This window comes from Rhizobium sp. CB3090, assembly GCF_029714285.1.
GTDB lineage: Bacteria > Pseudomonadota > Alphaproteobacteria > Rhizobiales > Rhizobiaceae > Rhizobium.
Window position 1 is genome coordinate 3,223,130 of the sequence record NZ_CP121662.1, and the last position, 14,497, is coordinate 3,237,626.

Sequence of the window (14,497 nt, forward strand, 5' to 3'; positions counted from 1 at the left end):
AATTAAGTAATTGGATATCCCATGCCTCTCTACATCAAAGACGATTCCATAGACCTATTAGCGCGGCGCTATCAGGCGCTGACGAAAACGTCCACGAAAACCGAAGCCGTGCGGTTGGCACTGCAAAAGGCGCTGGACGAAGAGCTTGCCAAACCGTCGCTTGTCGATATCGCCGTCACCTTCTGTCGTAACCTGAAACAGAAGGCAGCCGCCAAAAAGACAGATCCTCTTCCCGGAGAGGGCGCCTGATGTTCATCGATGCTTCGGTGCTGGCCGCCATGATGACCGATGAGGATGAGGCGCGCGAATTTGCCGCCCGCATGCAGGCTGGGACGATACGAATGACGTCGCCGGTCGCTGTCGCTCAAACGGCGATCAATGTTGCTACCCGTCTTGGCCTCACAATCAGCGAAGCGGGTGATGCGGTCCGGACGTTTTTAGGGTTGATGAACATCCAGCTTCTAGCAATTCCCCCGCGCGCCGCCTTCCTGGCGATCGAGGCCCACGAGCGCTATGGCGAGGGTCGCCATCCGGCAGCTCTCAGCCTCGACGACTGCATGGCCTATGCCTGCGCTCGCTATTACCGCCAGCCGCTTTTGTTCCGGGGCGACGCGTTCGCCCGGACCGATATTGAGGTAGCCTGAACGGTCCTGGCTATACCGCCGTCAGGGGCAAAGCGAGGCCGATCCTGCGGCATATGTGTTCGAGCGCACGCCGACCGAGTTCGGCGCAGCAGCGCATTGCAGCCGGGTCATCGCATCGCCGGCGCGAATCGGACCGGTCACGGAAGGATCGGTATTGATGGTACCGTCGGGGAGGATCGCGTCCTTCGAATGGCCGAAATTGCCGACATCCGCCTGGATCGTATCGACATTGAGGCTCCTGGCTCGATGCTTATGCACCGGCTCCGCCATGGCGGCGCTGGACATTCCGATGACAAGGGCCGAAATAGTAAGAGCTTTGAGCAGCATGAGACTGCCTCCCACGCGAGTTGAACCTCTATGCATATGGGAGCTGGCAAGCCGATTTACAGCGCGGGCAGACCAAATATCGCAAGAATTTGAAAGTCATGGTCGTGTCTTGATGCGATGCTTTGACACCTCCGCACCTGCGTCCGGCGGCAGGCGGAGGAAACGAAGCGACGAGACGATGCCGATCAGGGCGATGACCAGGAACGCCCAGCGGAAATCGATGAGGGAAAGTGCTTCGCCTCCATGGACAGTGCGCGAGAGATTGAGAACGGCGGCAGCGACAGCCACGCCGAGCAGCAACGAAACCTGCTGCAGCATGCTCGACAACGTCGAGGCGGAACTGCGCTGTGCGGCATGAATATCGGTAAAGCCGAGCGTATTCAGCGCCGTGAAGTTCATGGAACGCGACAAGCCAGCAATAAATAGCAGGCAATATATCAGCAGGTCCGGCGTCGACGGAGACAGAAACCCGCAACTGCCGATGCTGGCCGATGAGATCAGGCCGTTGACGACGAGCACATTGCGAAAGCCGAAGGCTTTCAGCATCTGCGTCGTGACCGCCTTCATGCCGAGATTGCCGGCAAAGTAGAACAGCAGATAGGTGCCGGCGTCGATCGCCGTGCGGCCGAAACCGACCTGGAACAGTAACGGGATCAGGAAGGGCGTGGCGTTGATCGCGACCCGGCTCGCCGTACCGGCCGAAAGCGTCGACATGGCGAAGGTCTGCACCTTGAAGGCGGAGAGATCGAGCAAGGGTGCATCGACCCTCATGAAATGCCGGGTGGCAATGATGGAGAAAGCCACGCCGGCGGCGATCAACCCGGCACTCGCTGCAAGACCTGTCGTACCTTGCACGACGAATTCCAGGCCGGCGAGCAGGAAGGTCAGTCCGGCCGCCGACTGGAGGAAGCCGGTAAGATCGAGCCGTGCGACCTTCTCTTCGCGCTGGTCCGGCACGAAGCGCAGGACGAGACCGAGACCGATGATGCCGATCGGGATATTGATCAGAAAGTTCCAATGCCAGGACAGATAGGTGGTGATGAAGCTGCCGAGTACAGGGCCGATAACGGGTGCGGTCAGCGCCGGCCAAGTGATCATCGAAATGGCGTGCACGAGATCGGACTTCCGGGCATTTTTCAGCACGATGATGCGGCCGACCGGGGTCATCAGGGCACTGCCGACACCCTGCACCGCACGGGCGATGACGAATTCGACAAGATTGCCTGACAGGCCGCAGAACAGCGATGCCACCGTGAAAACCGTGATCGACGCCAGGAACACCCGTCGAGCGCCGTAGCGATCGCCGGCCCAGCCCGCCAGCGGCACGAAGGCGGCCATGGTAAGCAGATAGACCGTGATGCCGATGCTCATCGACACCGGCTCGACGCCAAAGGTCGCCGCCATCTGCGGCAGCGAGGTCGTGACGATCGTGCCGTCCAAAATCTGCATAAAGAAGGCGACGGCGACAACCAACGCGATGATGCGGGATTGCCGGCCGAAATTTTCTTCGGAAGGCTGCTCTATGGTCCGGGCAACAGTCATGACATGAAATTTCAGAGATGGCGTTCAAGGAGATCGGGCGCGTTTCCCGACAGCAATCATACGATCAATGAATACGCCCGTGGACGCTGGTTGCAAAGCCGCAACCCCATGCCCGAGCCATCAAAAATTGGTACGGTGACATAAAAAGTCACGGTCTTTGCCGGATTTTCCTTTGGTCGCACCTTCCGCCCGCAGCATCCTGCAGGCGTCAATCGTCCGAATAGCGCTGCTCCCGCCAGGGATCGCCATACATGTGATAGCCGTTCTTCTCCCAGAAGCCGGCCCTGTCGGCGCCGATGAGCTCGATGCGGTTCAGCCACTTGGCGCTTTTCCAGAAATAAAGATGCGGCACGACAAGACGCATCGGACCGCCATGCTCACGAGTCAGCGGCTGACCCTCCCAGGCGGTGGCGAGGATTGCATCTTCGGCAGCAAAATCGGCAAGCGGCAAATTGGTGGTATAGCCGTCATAACTGGTCAGCAGCACATAATGCGCCTCGGCCGTCGGCATGGCGAGATCAAGCAGATCGCGCGTCGAAACCCCTTCCCACCTGTTGTCATACCGCGACCAGGTGGTCACACAATGAATGTCGCTGACGCGAGTGCTTTGTTCGATCGCCTGGAAAGCCGCCCAATCGAGACTGAGCCGCGTCTCCACGAAGCCGAGCACATCGAGCCGCCAGCTCGAAAGCGAAACCTGCGGCTGCTGACCGAGATCGAGCACCGGCCAGTTCTTGACCAGATGCTGCCCCGGCGGCAAACGCTCGGTTTCCGGCCGGCTGATCCGCCCGGTCAGAAACTTGCCCTCCGCCGCCCAGCGGCGCTTGGAGGTAGTGAGCTTGCTGTCGGCGGGGATCTGATCGTCGCTCATGCGGGCATCCTCTCTGCTGCGCAGAAATAGGATAATTGCGGCATGTCCGTGTCAAGTCAAAGAGCGATCGATAGCCGACTATATAGCCTCGATGGCGATACAAAATAGCTGCGCCTTGCCCGAGATCGAGTGTTGCGTGGCGATGTCGTTACAGATAAGCAGGCAATCCCCGCCAGCAAGCGCTGTACCATCGATCTCGGCATCGCCGCGATGGCAACGAACAAGGCTGGTTCCACCTTTGAAGGTGACTTCGGCAGTACCGTCAACGGAAATGCGCTGCACCGAATGCGTGAAACGCCCCCGCCGCGTCATCACGTTGAGGTCCATGATCGTCCCGTCAATCAATGTCGCCGAGGTCGGAGCATCGGCTGCAAAGGATAGCGGCTCGCTTGCTTGAGTCAGGCGTTCACGCTCGCGCCCCTCGATGAAGAGAGTCATGCCCCCGCCATCGAGAATAGATAGCGTGCGATCAATACCCGGAAAGACCGAGAACGGCCCATCCGTGGCAACGGTCGCCATGCTGACACGCCAGTCGAAATCGGCAAGCCCTGCGCCTTCTGGCGAAACAGCGATTTCCACTGTTTCTCCGCCGCCGTTTTTCCAAGGCATGCGCTTGTGATCACTGGCGCGCAGCAGCTTCATTTTAGTTCCCCAAGATTGCCGGCAGGCGTAGGCCCTGCTCCTTGGCGCAATCGATAGCGATCTCATAGCCGGCATCGGCGTGGCGCATGACACCGGTTGCCGGGTCGTTCCAGAGAACGCGCTCCAGACGACGGGCCGCATCATCGGTGCCGTCGGCGCAGATGACCATGCCGGAGTGCTGGGAAAAGCCCATCCCGACGCCGCCGCCGTGGTGCAGCGATACCCAGGTGGCGCCCGATGCGGTGTTGAGCAGCGCGTTCAGCAACGGCCAGTCGGAAACGGCATCCGAGCCATCCTTCATCGCTTCCGTTTCGCGGTTCGGCGAAGCGACGGAGCCGGAGTCGAGATGGTCGCGGCCGATGACGACCGGAGCTTTCAGCTCGCCATTCCTGACCATTTCGTTGAAGGCGAGGCCCAGGCGGTGGCGATCGCCGAGACCGACCCAGCAAATGCGCGCCGGCAGGCCCTGGAAGGCGATGCGCTCGCGCGCCATGTCCAGCCAGTTGTGCAGGTGCTTGTTATCAGGCAGCAGCTCCTTCACCTTGGCGTCGGTCTTATAGATATCTTCCGGATCGCCTGAGAGAGCCGCCCAACGGAACGGGCCAATGCCGCGGCAAAAGAGCGGTCGGATATAGGCCGGCACGAAGCCCGGAAACGCGAAGGCGTTTTCGAAACCTTCGTCCTTGGCGACCTGGCGGATGTTGTTGCCGTAGTCGAGCGTCGGAACGCCGGCATCCCAGAAAGCGACCATGGCTTCGACATGGACCTTCATCGAAGCGCGGGCGGCAGCTTCGACGGCTTTCGGATCGCTCTCGCGCTTGGCTCGGTGTTCGGCCACCGTCCAACCCGCCGGCAGGTAGCCGTTCAGCGGGTCGTGGGCGGAGGTCTGGTCGGTGACGATATCGGGGCGCGGGCCGCCGGCCTTCATGCGCTTCACGAGTTCCGGAAAGATTTCGGCGGCATTGCCAAGCAATCCGACGGACTTCGCTTCGCCGGCCTTGGTCCACTTGTCGATCATGGCAAGTGCTTCGTCGAGGCTCGATGCCTTCTCGTCGACATAGCGGGTGCGCAGGCGGAAATCGATGCGGGTTTCGTCGGATTCGACGGCGAGGCAGCAGGCGCCGGCCATGACAGCCGCCAGCGGCTGTGCGCCACCCATGCCCCCGAGGCCGCCGGTCAGGATCCACTTGCCCCTGAGATTGCCATTGTAATGCTGGCGACCGGCCTCGACGAAGGTTTCGTAGGTGCCCTGCACGATGCCCTGCGTGCCGATATAAATCCACGAGCCGGCCGTCATTTGGCCGTACATGGCAAGGCCCTTCTTATCGAGCTCGTTGAAGTGATCCCAGGTCGCCCAATGCGGCACGAGGTTGGAATTGGCGATCAGCACGCGCGGCGCGTCCTTGTGCGTGCGGAACACACCGACCGGCTTGCCGGACTGCACCAGCAGCGTCTCGTCCTCAGTCAAGGTCTTCAACGTCGCAGCGATGCGGTCAAAATCGTCCCAGGTGCGGGCGGCGCGGCCGATGCCGCCATAGACGACCAGCTCGTTCGGGTTTTCCGCGACGTCCGGGTCGAGGTTGTTCATTAGCATGCGCAACGGCGCTTCGGTCATCCAGCTCTTGGCGCTGAGCTCCGGGCCGCGAGGTGCGCGGACTTCGCGGATATTATGGCGTGGGTTGGTCATGTCATATCTCCAGAGAGGGCAGGATGCCGGCGGATACGGATGCGTTAAGTACGCCGGAAGCAACGAGGTCGCTGGCGGCCTTGAGGTCGTTTGCCATGTAGCGGTCTTCATCCAGCGTAGGTGCTGCGGCGCGGATGGTCGCGATGGCAAGGGTCAGTTCGGGACTGGTGGTCAGCGGCGCGCGCAGCTCGACGCCCTGCGCCGCCGTCAGCGCCTCGATGCCGACAATGCCGAAGAGATTGTCGGTCATTGGCAGAAGCCGCCGCGCGCCATGGCAGGCCATGGATACATGGTCTTCCTGATTGGCGGAGGTGGGCGTCGAATCGACGGAAGCCGGATGCGACATCTGCTTATTCTCCGACATCAACGCGGCGGAAGTCACCTCGGCAATCATCAGCCCGGAGTTCAGACCGGGCTTCTTGGCGAGGAAAGCCGGCAAGCCGTAGCTCAGTGCCGGATCGACCAGCAGCGCGATGCGGCGCTGCGAGATCGCGCCGATCTCGCAGACAGCGATCGCGATCTGATCGGCGGCGAAAGCCACCGGTTCGGCATGGAAATTGCCGCCGGACACCACGGAATTGTCCGACAGGACAAGCGGATTATCGGTGACCGCATTGGCCTCGATTTCAAGCGTGCGGCCGGCCGAGCGCAAGAGATCCAGGCACGCGCCGTCGACCTGCGGCTGGCAGCGGATGCAGTAGGGATCCTGAACGCGCTCGTCGCCCTCGATATGGCTTTGGCGGATCACAGAACCGGCAAGCAGGCCGCGAAGGGCAGCGGCGGTATCGATCTGACCCTTGTGGCCGCGCAGCGTGTGGATATCGGGATGGAACGGCGCGGAAGAGCCCATGGCGGCATCGGTCGACATCGCGCCGGTGATGAGAGCAGCCTGCGCAGCGCGATGGGCGCGGAAGAGGCCAGCAAGTGCGAGTGCGGTCGAGACTTGCGTGCCGTTGATCAACGCAAGGCCTTCCTTGGCGGCAAGCACGACCGGCGTCAGCCCGGCCTTTTTCAGCGCAGCAGCACTATCCAGCCGTTCGCCGGCATAAAAGGCTTCGCCATGCCCCATCATGACGGCGGTCATATGCGCGAGCGGCGCCAGATCACCGGAAGCGCCGACGGAACCTTTCTCGGGGATGACGGGTACGACGCCCTTTTCAAGCATCGCCTCGATCAGCCGCACCAGTTCCAGCCGCACGCCGGAAGCGCCGCGGCCGAGCGAGATCAGCTTCAGCGACATGATCAGGCGAACGACATTCTCCGGCAGCGGCTGGCCGACGCCGCAGCAATGCGAGAGAATGAGATTGCGCTGCAAAGTGGCGACATCGGCGCTGTCTATCTTGATGGAGGCCAGTTTGCCGAAGCCGGTGTTAATGCCATAGACCGGCGCATTGCCGGCGGCGATCTCGGCGATACGTGCAGCGGCTTTGAGAATGCCGGCATCGAAGGAGGCGTCGAGCTTGGCGGGCTCGCCGGTCCAATAGATCGCGGCCAATTGTTTCAGCGAGACGGAGCCAGGATGGAGTGTGACGGTCATCGGTCGAATTTTTCTCCCTTGAAGACGCGGGCATGGAGCGGGTTGAAGCCGATGCGATAGACAAGCTCGGCAGGGCTTTCGATGTTCCAGATGGCGAAATCGGCTGATTTGCCGGCCTCCAGCGTGCCGGTCTTGGCAAGCAGACCGAGAGCCCGGGCACCTTCACGGGTAGCACCCGCGATGCATTCCTCGACAGTCAGGCCGAAAAGCGTTGCCGCCATGTTCATCGTCAGCAGCATCGAGGTCAGCGGCGAGGTGCCGGGATTGCAATCGGTGGCGATGGCGATCGCAACACCTGCCTCGCGCAGCGCCTTGACCGGCGGCTTCTGCTTTTCATGGATGGCGTAGAAGGCACCGGGCAGGATAACGGCGACCGTGCCGGCCGCAGCCATCGCCTTCACGCCGTCCTCGTCGAGATATTCGAGATGATCGGCGGAAAGGGCGCTATAGGAGGCGGCAAGCTTGGCGCCGCCGAGATTGGAAAGCTGCTCGGCATGCAGTTTCACCGGGATGCCAAGCGCCTTGGCGCGATCGAAGACGCGGGCGATCTCAGCCGGCGAAAAGGCAATCCCCTCACAGAAGCCATCGACGGCGTCGGCCAGACCCCTTGAATGCGCCTGCTCCAGACCCGGCAAAACGACGTCGGAAATGTAGTCGCCGTTCCGGCCCTTATACTCCGCCGGCGTCGCATGGGCGGCAAGATAGGACGTGACGACGCGGACCGGGCGGGCATCTTCCAGCGCACGAGCGGCTTGCAGCATCTTCAATTCGGATTCGACGCTAAGGCCATAGCCGGACTTCACCTCGATCGTGGTAACACCTTCGGCAAGCAGCGTCTCGAGGCGCGGCAAGGCGGTCGCGATGAGATCATTGACGGACAGCGCGCGCGTTGCTTTGACGGAGGAAACGATGCCGCCGCCGGCGCGGGCGATCTCTTCATAGCTCGCACCTTGCAGCCGCATCTCGAATTCGCGGGCGCGGTTGCCACCGTGAACGATGTGCGTGTGGCAATCGATGAGACCAGGCGTGACCCAACGTCCCCCGAGATCGACGACTTCGGCATCGCCGGCCTCAGGCGCATCGCTCTCATTGCCAGCGAAAACGATACGGCTGCCCCTGGTCAGGATCGCACCCTTCTCGACGATGCCGAGTCCTGGCCGTTCCCCTTGCAAGGTCGCCAGACGAGCATTGCGCCAAAGGCGGCTTTTGCCGTCGGATCTCACGCTATCCCTGGAAAAATTATTCCCACTCATCAGCTTTACGCCTTTCCTTATGGGCTCATAATGTATATACATATTAAAAGAGCTGACAAGAGGGATTTTGGATTCCGGATCCAAAAGGAAAGAGCTAGGTCATGACGAAACTTCATGCACGTTCGGCGCTGCTTCACGATGGCTGGCGGGAAAATGTCCGGCTGGTTCTGGAGGACGGCTGCATTGCCGGCATCCAGGCTGGCGTTTCAGCAGAGGCCGGCGACGAGCGGCACGACGTTCTGATTCCGGCAATGCCCAATCTCCACAGCCATGCCTTTCAGCGCGCCATGGCCGGCCTTGCCGAGGTCCGAGGTCCGGCAAACGACAGTTTCTGGAGCTGGCGGACCGTCATGTACAAGCTTGCGCTCTCGATGACACCCGATCATGTCGAGGCGGTGGCCGCGCAGCTCTATATGGAGACGCTGGAAGCCGGCTTTTCCCGCGTTGGCGAGTTCCATTATCTGCATCACGACAAGGACGGCAGCCTCTACGCCAATATCGCAGAGCTCGCCGAGCGCATCGGCGCGGCAAGCGCCGAGACGGGCATCGGTTTGACGCTGCTCCCGGTCTTCTACGCCCATTCCGGCTTCGGTGGCGCGGTCCCCATCGATGGACAGCGGCGCTTCATCAATTCGCTCGATCGTTTCGAAACACTGATGGCCGGCTGCCGGACGATCGTTAGCCGGTTGCCGGGCGCCGAACTCGGCCTTGCCCCGCATAGCCTACGGGCGGTAACACCGGATGAGCTGGAAAAACTCGTGACGCTCGCCGGTGATGGGCCGATCCATATCCATGTCGCCGAACAGGTGAAGGAAGTCGAGGATTGCATCGCCTGGTCGGACGCGCGCCCGGTCGAATGGCTACTCGACCACGCTCCCGTCGACGGGCGCTGGTGCCTCATCCATGCGACGCATATGACCGATGATGAAACCCAGCGAATGGCGAAAAGCGGCGCGATCGCCGGCCTCTGCCCGGTGACGGAAGCCAATCTCGGCGACGGAACTTTTCCGGCGCCGCTGTTCCTGGAAGAAGGCGGCCGCTACGGCATCGGTTCCGATTCCAACATCCTCATCTCCGTTCCGGAAGAACTACGGCAGCTCGAATATTCTCAACGCCTGGCGCTGAGAGCCCGCAATGTCATCGCCACATCGGGCGGCTCGACGGCGCGCGCATTGTTCGACCATGCCATTGCCGGCGGCGGCGCGGCGTTGAAGGCACAAGCAGGGCTCGCTGTCGGTCGTTATGCCGACGTGGTCTCCCTCGACGTCAGCGCCGTTCCCTACCTCTCCGGCGACCAGATTCTCGATCAATGGATGTTCGCGGGGGGTGTCGCGGTCGACTGTGTCTGGGCGCAGGGCCGCAAGCAGGTAGAAGGCGGCCGGCACAAGCGGAGGCAAACAATCTCCGCCCGATTCCGCGCCACAATGACCGAGCTAATCGGTTGAAAAAGCACTTTTCCTCGCGACAATGAAATCCTAAATGAACACAGTGGCGATCATCCAGGTCTCACGAGGAAACGGTCGGCAGCATGACCACAGGTAAAGAAGCGACCCTGCATCAGCGTATCCTGAGCGATATCGAGAGCCGCATCGTTTCCGGCGATTGGCCACCCGGCCATCGAATACCCTTCGAGCTTGCTTTGGCAGAACAATATGACTGTTCGCGCATGACGGTGAACAAGGTGCTGACGCAGCTTGCCCGGGCTGGACTGATCGAGCGGCGCAAGCGCTCGGGAAGTTTCGTCACGCAGCCGCAGGCGCAATCGGCGGTATTGGAAATACACGACATCAAGTCGGAAATCCTGTCGCTGAACCTGCCCTACTCCCATAAGATCGTGAAGCGCGCCAAGCGCAAGGGCCGTCCCGACGATGCGCGGCGGCTGCAATTTGCCGGCGCGGTCTCGGTGTTGGACATCACCTGCATTCACTATGCCGGCCGCCGGCCCTTCTGTCTCGAAGACCGCCTCATCAATCTCGATGCCGTCCCCGAGGCGGCTCAGGTCGATTTCGACGAATTGCCTCCCGGACCGTGGCTGATCAATCAGGTGCCGTGGAGCACGGCCGAACACCAGATCCGCGCCGTTCCCGCGGAAGGCGATGCCGCCGCAAGCTTGGACATTGCCAAAGGCACCGCCTGCCTCGTCATCGAACGACGCACCTGGAGCAACCTTGGGCCGATCACCCATGTCCGCCTAACCTATCCCGGCGATCGTCATACATTGGTGGCACGCTTCACGCCGTCGAGCTGAAACCGTAGAGCGGGAAAGCGTTTACTGGCGCTGCACGGGCTCGGTCTGCATCGGAATAAGATTGTCGGACTGACGGATGGGCTTCGCAGGATTGACCAGCAGGATACTGAGCGCAATCAGCACCAGCGCCAGGACAAGGGTAAGGCCGATCAAAAGTGGACGAATCGCGATCATTTCGGTTCTCCAATCTTTCGGTGTCCTACGCTAACGTTACAGGAAGGGGATTTTGAGGCAATCAGCTTTTTTGCGCTCAGACATTGCGCGGAAAACTAAAGTTTCAACCATAATCCCCGAACTGACCGAAGTCTGGACACGGACTTGACAGACACCCTACCGATAGGTAGGCAAATCGGATGAGCAATATTTCGACAAAAGCCGACGAGATCGTCCAATCAGCCCGCGGCCTGATCATCGCCGGCGGCTACAACAGCTTCAGCTTCGCCGATATTTCGGCAGAGGTCGGCATTCGGAAAGCCAGCATACACCACCATTTTCCGACCAAAGCCGATCTCGTCAGGATCGTCGTGGCACGCTATCGGGAGGAGGCGCGCCAGGGCCTCGCTAAAGCCGACGCCGATATTGCCGATCCAGTCGCGCGCCTTCGAACCTATACGGGCTTCTGGGAAGCATGCATCAGAGACAATACCGCACCCTTCTGCATCTGCGCCATGCTCGCCGCCGAATTGCCGGTGCTGCCGGCCGATGTCGCGGCTGAAGTGCGCGGCCATTTCCGCGATCTCTCGGGTTGGCTTGCCGCCGTCATGGAAAGAGGCGCGGCCGAACGCCGTCTCGTTTTGCCCCGCCCGGCAGCCGAGGAGGCTCTGTCCTTCATGGCGACCGTGCATGGCGCCATGCTCTCGGCGCGAGCTTATGGCGACCCCGCGGTCTTTGCCACCATTGTCGAACCGCTGTTCAATCGACTGACAGCTCGCCATTGAAATTACTGATCTTTTGGTGAATTTTAAGGGTAACGCACCTCTCACCCTTGTTTGCTTGGCGAAGCTACCGAGTGGTAGATAGGATCGCCCGCAACCGCCCGCCGCGGGCCTGCCACGCAGCGCTCCATGTTCGGCTCCGTCGCCGATGGAGCGCCGCCACTTTCCCGGCCGTTTGTGATACCATGCAGCCCGGGTTTCCAAAGGGTTCGTTGAAGATTTCGAGAGGAGCCTAGCCATGGCCGACATCGATGCGACCGGCGCACCGCCTGCGCGCCCCCGGACGATCTACATTCGCCGGCATTCGATCGTCACCCGTCTGACGCACTGGCTGAATGTGCTCTGTCTTTCATTGTTGCTGATGAGCGGCATGCAGATTTTCAATGCCCATCCCGCGCTTTATTGGGGCCAGTACGGCGCCAACGCCGATCCCTCGTGGCTGCAGATATCTGCCACCGATGGCGACGATCAGCTCTACGGCACCTTCCGCATCGGCAACCTGACGATTCCGACGACCGGCGTTCTCGGCGCGTCGAAAGAGGACGGCGAATGGACCGACCGCGCTTTTCCCGCCTGGGCGACGATCCCGAGTTACCAGGATCTGGCCGACGGCCGGCGCTGGCATTTCTTCTTCGCCTGGCTCTTTGTCTTCAACGGCCTGATCTATCTGCTCTATGGCTTCATTGCCGGCCATTTTCGCCGCGACCTGGCACCGTCGGGTGCCGAAGTCTCGCCGCGCAATCTCTGGCATGAGATTGTCGAGCATGCCCGCCTTCGCTTCCCGAAAGGCGAGAAGGCAAAACGTTACAATGCATTGCAAAAACTCACCTATCTGATCGTCATCTTCATTCTGTTGCCGCTGATGCTGGCGACGGGGCTCACCATGTCGCCCGGGATCGACGCCGGCTATCCGTTCCTGCTCGATATTTTTGGCGGGCGACAAACGGCGCGCAGCATCCATTTCATCACCGCCTGGACGATTGTGCTCTTCGTCCTTGTCCATGTGGCGATGGTCATCCTATCGGGCCTCTGGAACAACATGCGCTCCATGGTGACCGGCCGATACGCCATCCGCACGAAAGGAGAGGACGCATGAGCAAGTTCGTCAGCCGCCGCCGCTTCCTCATCGGCTCCGCCGCCGGCCTCGGCGCCGTAGGCCTTACCGGCTGCGACGACGTCACCGGGAACCAGAACGTCCAGAAGGTTCTGGCGCTGGCCGAGGACCTGACCATGGGCACGCAACGCCTGCTCGTTTCGCCGCAGACGCTTGCTCGTGAATATACCGACAAGGACCTCTCGCCGACCTTCCGCTCGAACGGCACTGACAATCCCGGCACAGAGGACTATGCCGCGATGGTGGAAAATGGCTTTTCCACCTGGAAGCTGAAGGTCGACGGCATGGTCAACAAGCCGATGGAGTTTTCGTTGGCCGACCTGAAGAAACTACCGTCGCGCACGCAGATTACCCGCCATGACTGTGTCGAAGGTTGGAGCGCCATCGGCAAATGGACCGGCGTACCGCTCGGCCTCATCCTGCAGAGCGCCGGGATGAAACCGGGGGCGCGCTATGTGGTGTTCTACTGCGCCGACGAGTTGGAGCAGACGCTCGACGGCAGCGGCCGCTATTACGAGAGCATCGACTTGATCGATGCCTTCCATCCGCAGACGATTCTCGCCTATTCGATGAACGGCAAGGATCTCGAAGTCGCCCATGGCGCGCCGCTACGTCTGCGTGTCGAGCGCCATCTCGGCTACAAGCATGCCAAATACCTGGTGCACATCGAAATCCGCGACAAGTTCGACGATATCTGGGGCGGCAAAGGCGGCTTCTGGGAGGATCGCGGCTACGAATGGTATGCCGGAATCTGAACCGGCATCGGTTCGGCATGGTCCAATTTGTCGCAGGCCGTTCCAAGCCGGAACACTCATGGCGGGTATGCGTTTGTTAGAAGGGCAATTATGCCCTTTCGGAGGAAATGCACATGCTGAGATCGATTGTGATCGCGGCCGTGTTTGCGGCTGCGGGCGTCGTGCCCGCCTATGCTGCATCTGCGGTGAAATGTGACGATGCTTCCATTTCGGCCTTGCAGACCAAGGTGGATGCAATGACCGACCAGGCCAAAAAGACAGCCGCCACCAAACAGGTGAATATGGCGAAAGATGCCATGAAGGCGCACAAGATGAAAACTTGTGTGACCCACATGGAAAATGCCGAGAAGGGCATGACCAAGATGTAATGGCTCGCCGCCGTTTTGGTGGATTCGGAGGATGAGGCCCGGACTTCCGGGCCTTGAGTTAGCGGCTACCCCCGATATGCCGCGCCGCATCGGCAAACGAAATATCCGACTTGATCTCTCGCGTCGACATCGACGTTACCGTATGCCGCACGCCGGGCAGCCGGTTCAATTCCTGGCGCAGCAGCCGGTCGAGCGCAGCCATGTCGGCGGCCAGTATGTGCAGGAGATAATCGGCCTCGCCCGTCGTCGCGTGGCAGCGCCAGATCAGCGGATGGCAGCGCACAGCGGCTTCGAAGGCATCGAAGCGCTCGACGTCGATCGACACTTGCACGAAAGCTTCCAGACCGAAGCCGAGCTGCGCCGGGTCGAGAATAGTCCGGTAACCTCGGATCACACCGGCCTCTTCCAGCGCCTTCACCCGTTTCCAGCACGGCGTCTTGCTGAGACCGACCCGATCGGCAAGCGCGGCAAAGGAGATGCGGGCATCGGCTTCCAGAGCGGAGACGATTTTGTGGTCGAGCGCGTCCAAGTCCATCATTCTCTCCATTGTCGCATTTGAAGCCATTCGTACTCC

At 60.9% G+C, this 14,497-nt stretch carries 17 protein-coding genes; 8 read left to right on the top strand and 9 right to left on the bottom strand.

The window, feature by feature from the left end:
- Nucleotides 1–21: 21 nt before the first annotated feature.
- Complete coding sequence (locus QA646_RS15525) at nt 22–249, top strand: type II toxin-antitoxin system VapB family antitoxin (protein ID WP_283056310.1); 228 nt, start codon at nt 22–24, stop codon at nt 247–249.
- Nucleotides 249–644, top strand: coding sequence for a type II toxin-antitoxin system VapC family toxin (locus QA646_RS15530; RefSeq protein ID WP_283056311.1), 396 nt, complete (start codon nt 249–251; stop codon nt 642–644). The genes QA646_RS15525 and QA646_RS15530 overlap by 1 nt, the downstream gene beginning before the upstream one ends.
- 21 nt (nt 645–665) lie before the next feature.
- Here QA646_RS15530 and QA646_RS15535 read toward each other — a convergent pair whose 3' ends face one another.
- The 7 genes from QA646_RS15535 to hutI form a co-directional block, all read right to left on the bottom strand.
- The gene (locus tag QA646_RS15535) at nt 666–971 is read right to left on the bottom strand and encodes a hypothetical protein (RefSeq protein ID WP_283056312.1); all 306 of its coding nucleotides are present in this window, start codon (nt 969–971) and stop codon (nt 666–668) included.
- A 96-nt stretch (nt 972–1,067) separates the two neighbouring features.
- Nucleotides 1,068–2,513, bottom strand: coding sequence for an MFS transporter (locus tag QA646_RS15540; RefSeq protein WP_283056313.1), 1,446 nt, complete (start codon nt 2,511–2,513; stop codon nt 1,068–1,070).
- Nucleotides 2,514–2,721: 208 nt separating this feature from the next.
- Nucleotides 2,722–3,384, bottom strand: a complete 663-nt coding sequence (locus QA646_RS15545; RefSeq protein ID WP_283056314.1) for a sulfite oxidase-like oxidoreductase — start codon at nt 3,382–3,384, stop codon at nt 2,722–2,724.
- Nucleotides 3,385–3,462: 78 nt separating this feature from the next.
- The gene (locus tag QA646_RS15550) at nt 3,463–4,026 is read right to left on the bottom strand and encodes a HutD family protein (RefSeq protein WP_283056315.1); all 564 of its coding nucleotides are present in this window, start codon (nt 4,024–4,026) and stop codon (nt 3,463–3,465) included.
- Nucleotide 4,027: 1 nt separating this feature from the next.
- Nucleotides 4,028–5,713 carry a urocanate hydratase gene (gene hutU / locus QA646_RS15555; RefSeq protein ID WP_283056316.1) on the bottom strand — a complete coding sequence of 562 codons (1,686 nt, stop codon included), beginning with the start codon at nt 5,711–5,713 and terminating at the stop codon, nt 4,028–4,030.
- Nucleotide 5,714: 1 nt separating this feature from the next.
- Nucleotides 5,715–7,250, bottom strand: coding sequence for a histidine ammonia-lyase (hutH, locus tag QA646_RS15560; RefSeq protein WP_283056318.1), 1,536 nt, complete (start codon nt 7,248–7,250; stop codon nt 5,715–5,717).
- Nucleotides 7,247–8,503, bottom strand: coding sequence for an imidazolonepropionase (hutI, locus tag QA646_RS15565; RefSeq protein ID WP_283056319.1), 1,257 nt, complete (start codon nt 8,501–8,503; stop codon nt 7,247–7,249). Before hutI ends, hutH begins: the two co-directional genes overlap by 4 nt.
- A gap of 101 nt (nt 8,504–8,604) precedes the next feature.
- Here hutI and QA646_RS15570 point away from each other — a divergent pair, with 101 nt between their 5' ends.
- The gene (locus QA646_RS15570; RefSeq protein ID WP_283056320.1) at nt 8,605–9,948 is read left to right on the top strand and encodes a formimidoylglutamate deiminase; all 1,344 of its coding nucleotides are present in this window, start codon (nt 8,605–8,607) and stop codon (nt 9,946–9,948) included.
- Nucleotides 9,949–10,031: 83 nt separating this feature from the next.
- Nucleotides 10,032–10,751, top strand: coding sequence for a histidine utilization repressor (hutC, locus tag QA646_RS15575; protein ID WP_283056321.1), 720 nt, complete (start codon nt 10,032–10,034; stop codon nt 10,749–10,751).
- A gap of 21 nt (nt 10,752–10,772) precedes the next feature.
- Here hutC and QA646_RS15580 read toward each other — a convergent pair whose 3' ends face one another.
- The gene (locus QA646_RS15580) at nt 10,773–10,925 is read right to left on the bottom strand and encodes a hypothetical protein (protein WP_283056322.1); all 153 of its coding nucleotides are present in this window, start codon (nt 10,923–10,925) and stop codon (nt 10,773–10,775) included.
- A gap of 179 nt (nt 10,926–11,104) precedes the next feature.
- Here QA646_RS15580 and QA646_RS15585 point away from each other — a divergent pair, with 179 nt between their 5' ends.
- The 4 genes from QA646_RS15585 (at nt 11,105) to QA646_RS15600 (ending at nt 13,923) form a co-directional block, all read left to right on the top strand.
- A complete protein-coding gene (locus QA646_RS15585) occupies nt 11,105–11,689 on the top strand; it encodes a TetR/AcrR family transcriptional regulator (RefSeq protein WP_283056323.1) in 585 nt (194 codons plus the stop codon).
- A 235-nt stretch (nt 11,690–11,924) separates the two neighbouring features.
- Entirely contained in the window at nt 11,925–12,782 is an 858-nt protein-coding gene (locus tag QA646_RS15590) for a cytochrome b/b6 domain-containing protein (protein ID WP_283056324.1), read from the top strand.
- Entirely contained in the window at nt 12,779–13,555 is a 777-nt protein-coding gene (locus tag QA646_RS15595; protein WP_283056325.1) for a molybdopterin-binding protein, read from the top strand. Before QA646_RS15590 ends, QA646_RS15595 begins: the two co-directional genes overlap by 4 nt.
- 107 nt (nt 13,556–13,662) lie before the next feature.
- Complete coding sequence (locus tag QA646_RS15600; protein WP_283056326.1) at nt 13,663–13,923, top strand: hypothetical protein; 261 nt, start codon at nt 13,663–13,665, stop codon at nt 13,921–13,923.
- 58 nt (nt 13,924–13,981) lie between these two features.
- Here QA646_RS15600 and QA646_RS15605 read toward each other — a convergent pair whose 3' ends face one another.
- Nucleotides 13,982–14,458 (bottom strand): Lrp/AsnC family transcriptional regulator, encoded by a 477-nt coding sequence (locus QA646_RS15605; RefSeq protein ID WP_283056327.1) that lies wholly within the window; start codon nt 14,456–14,458, stop codon nt 13,982–13,984.
- Nucleotides 14,459–14,497 lie beyond the last annotated feature (39 nt).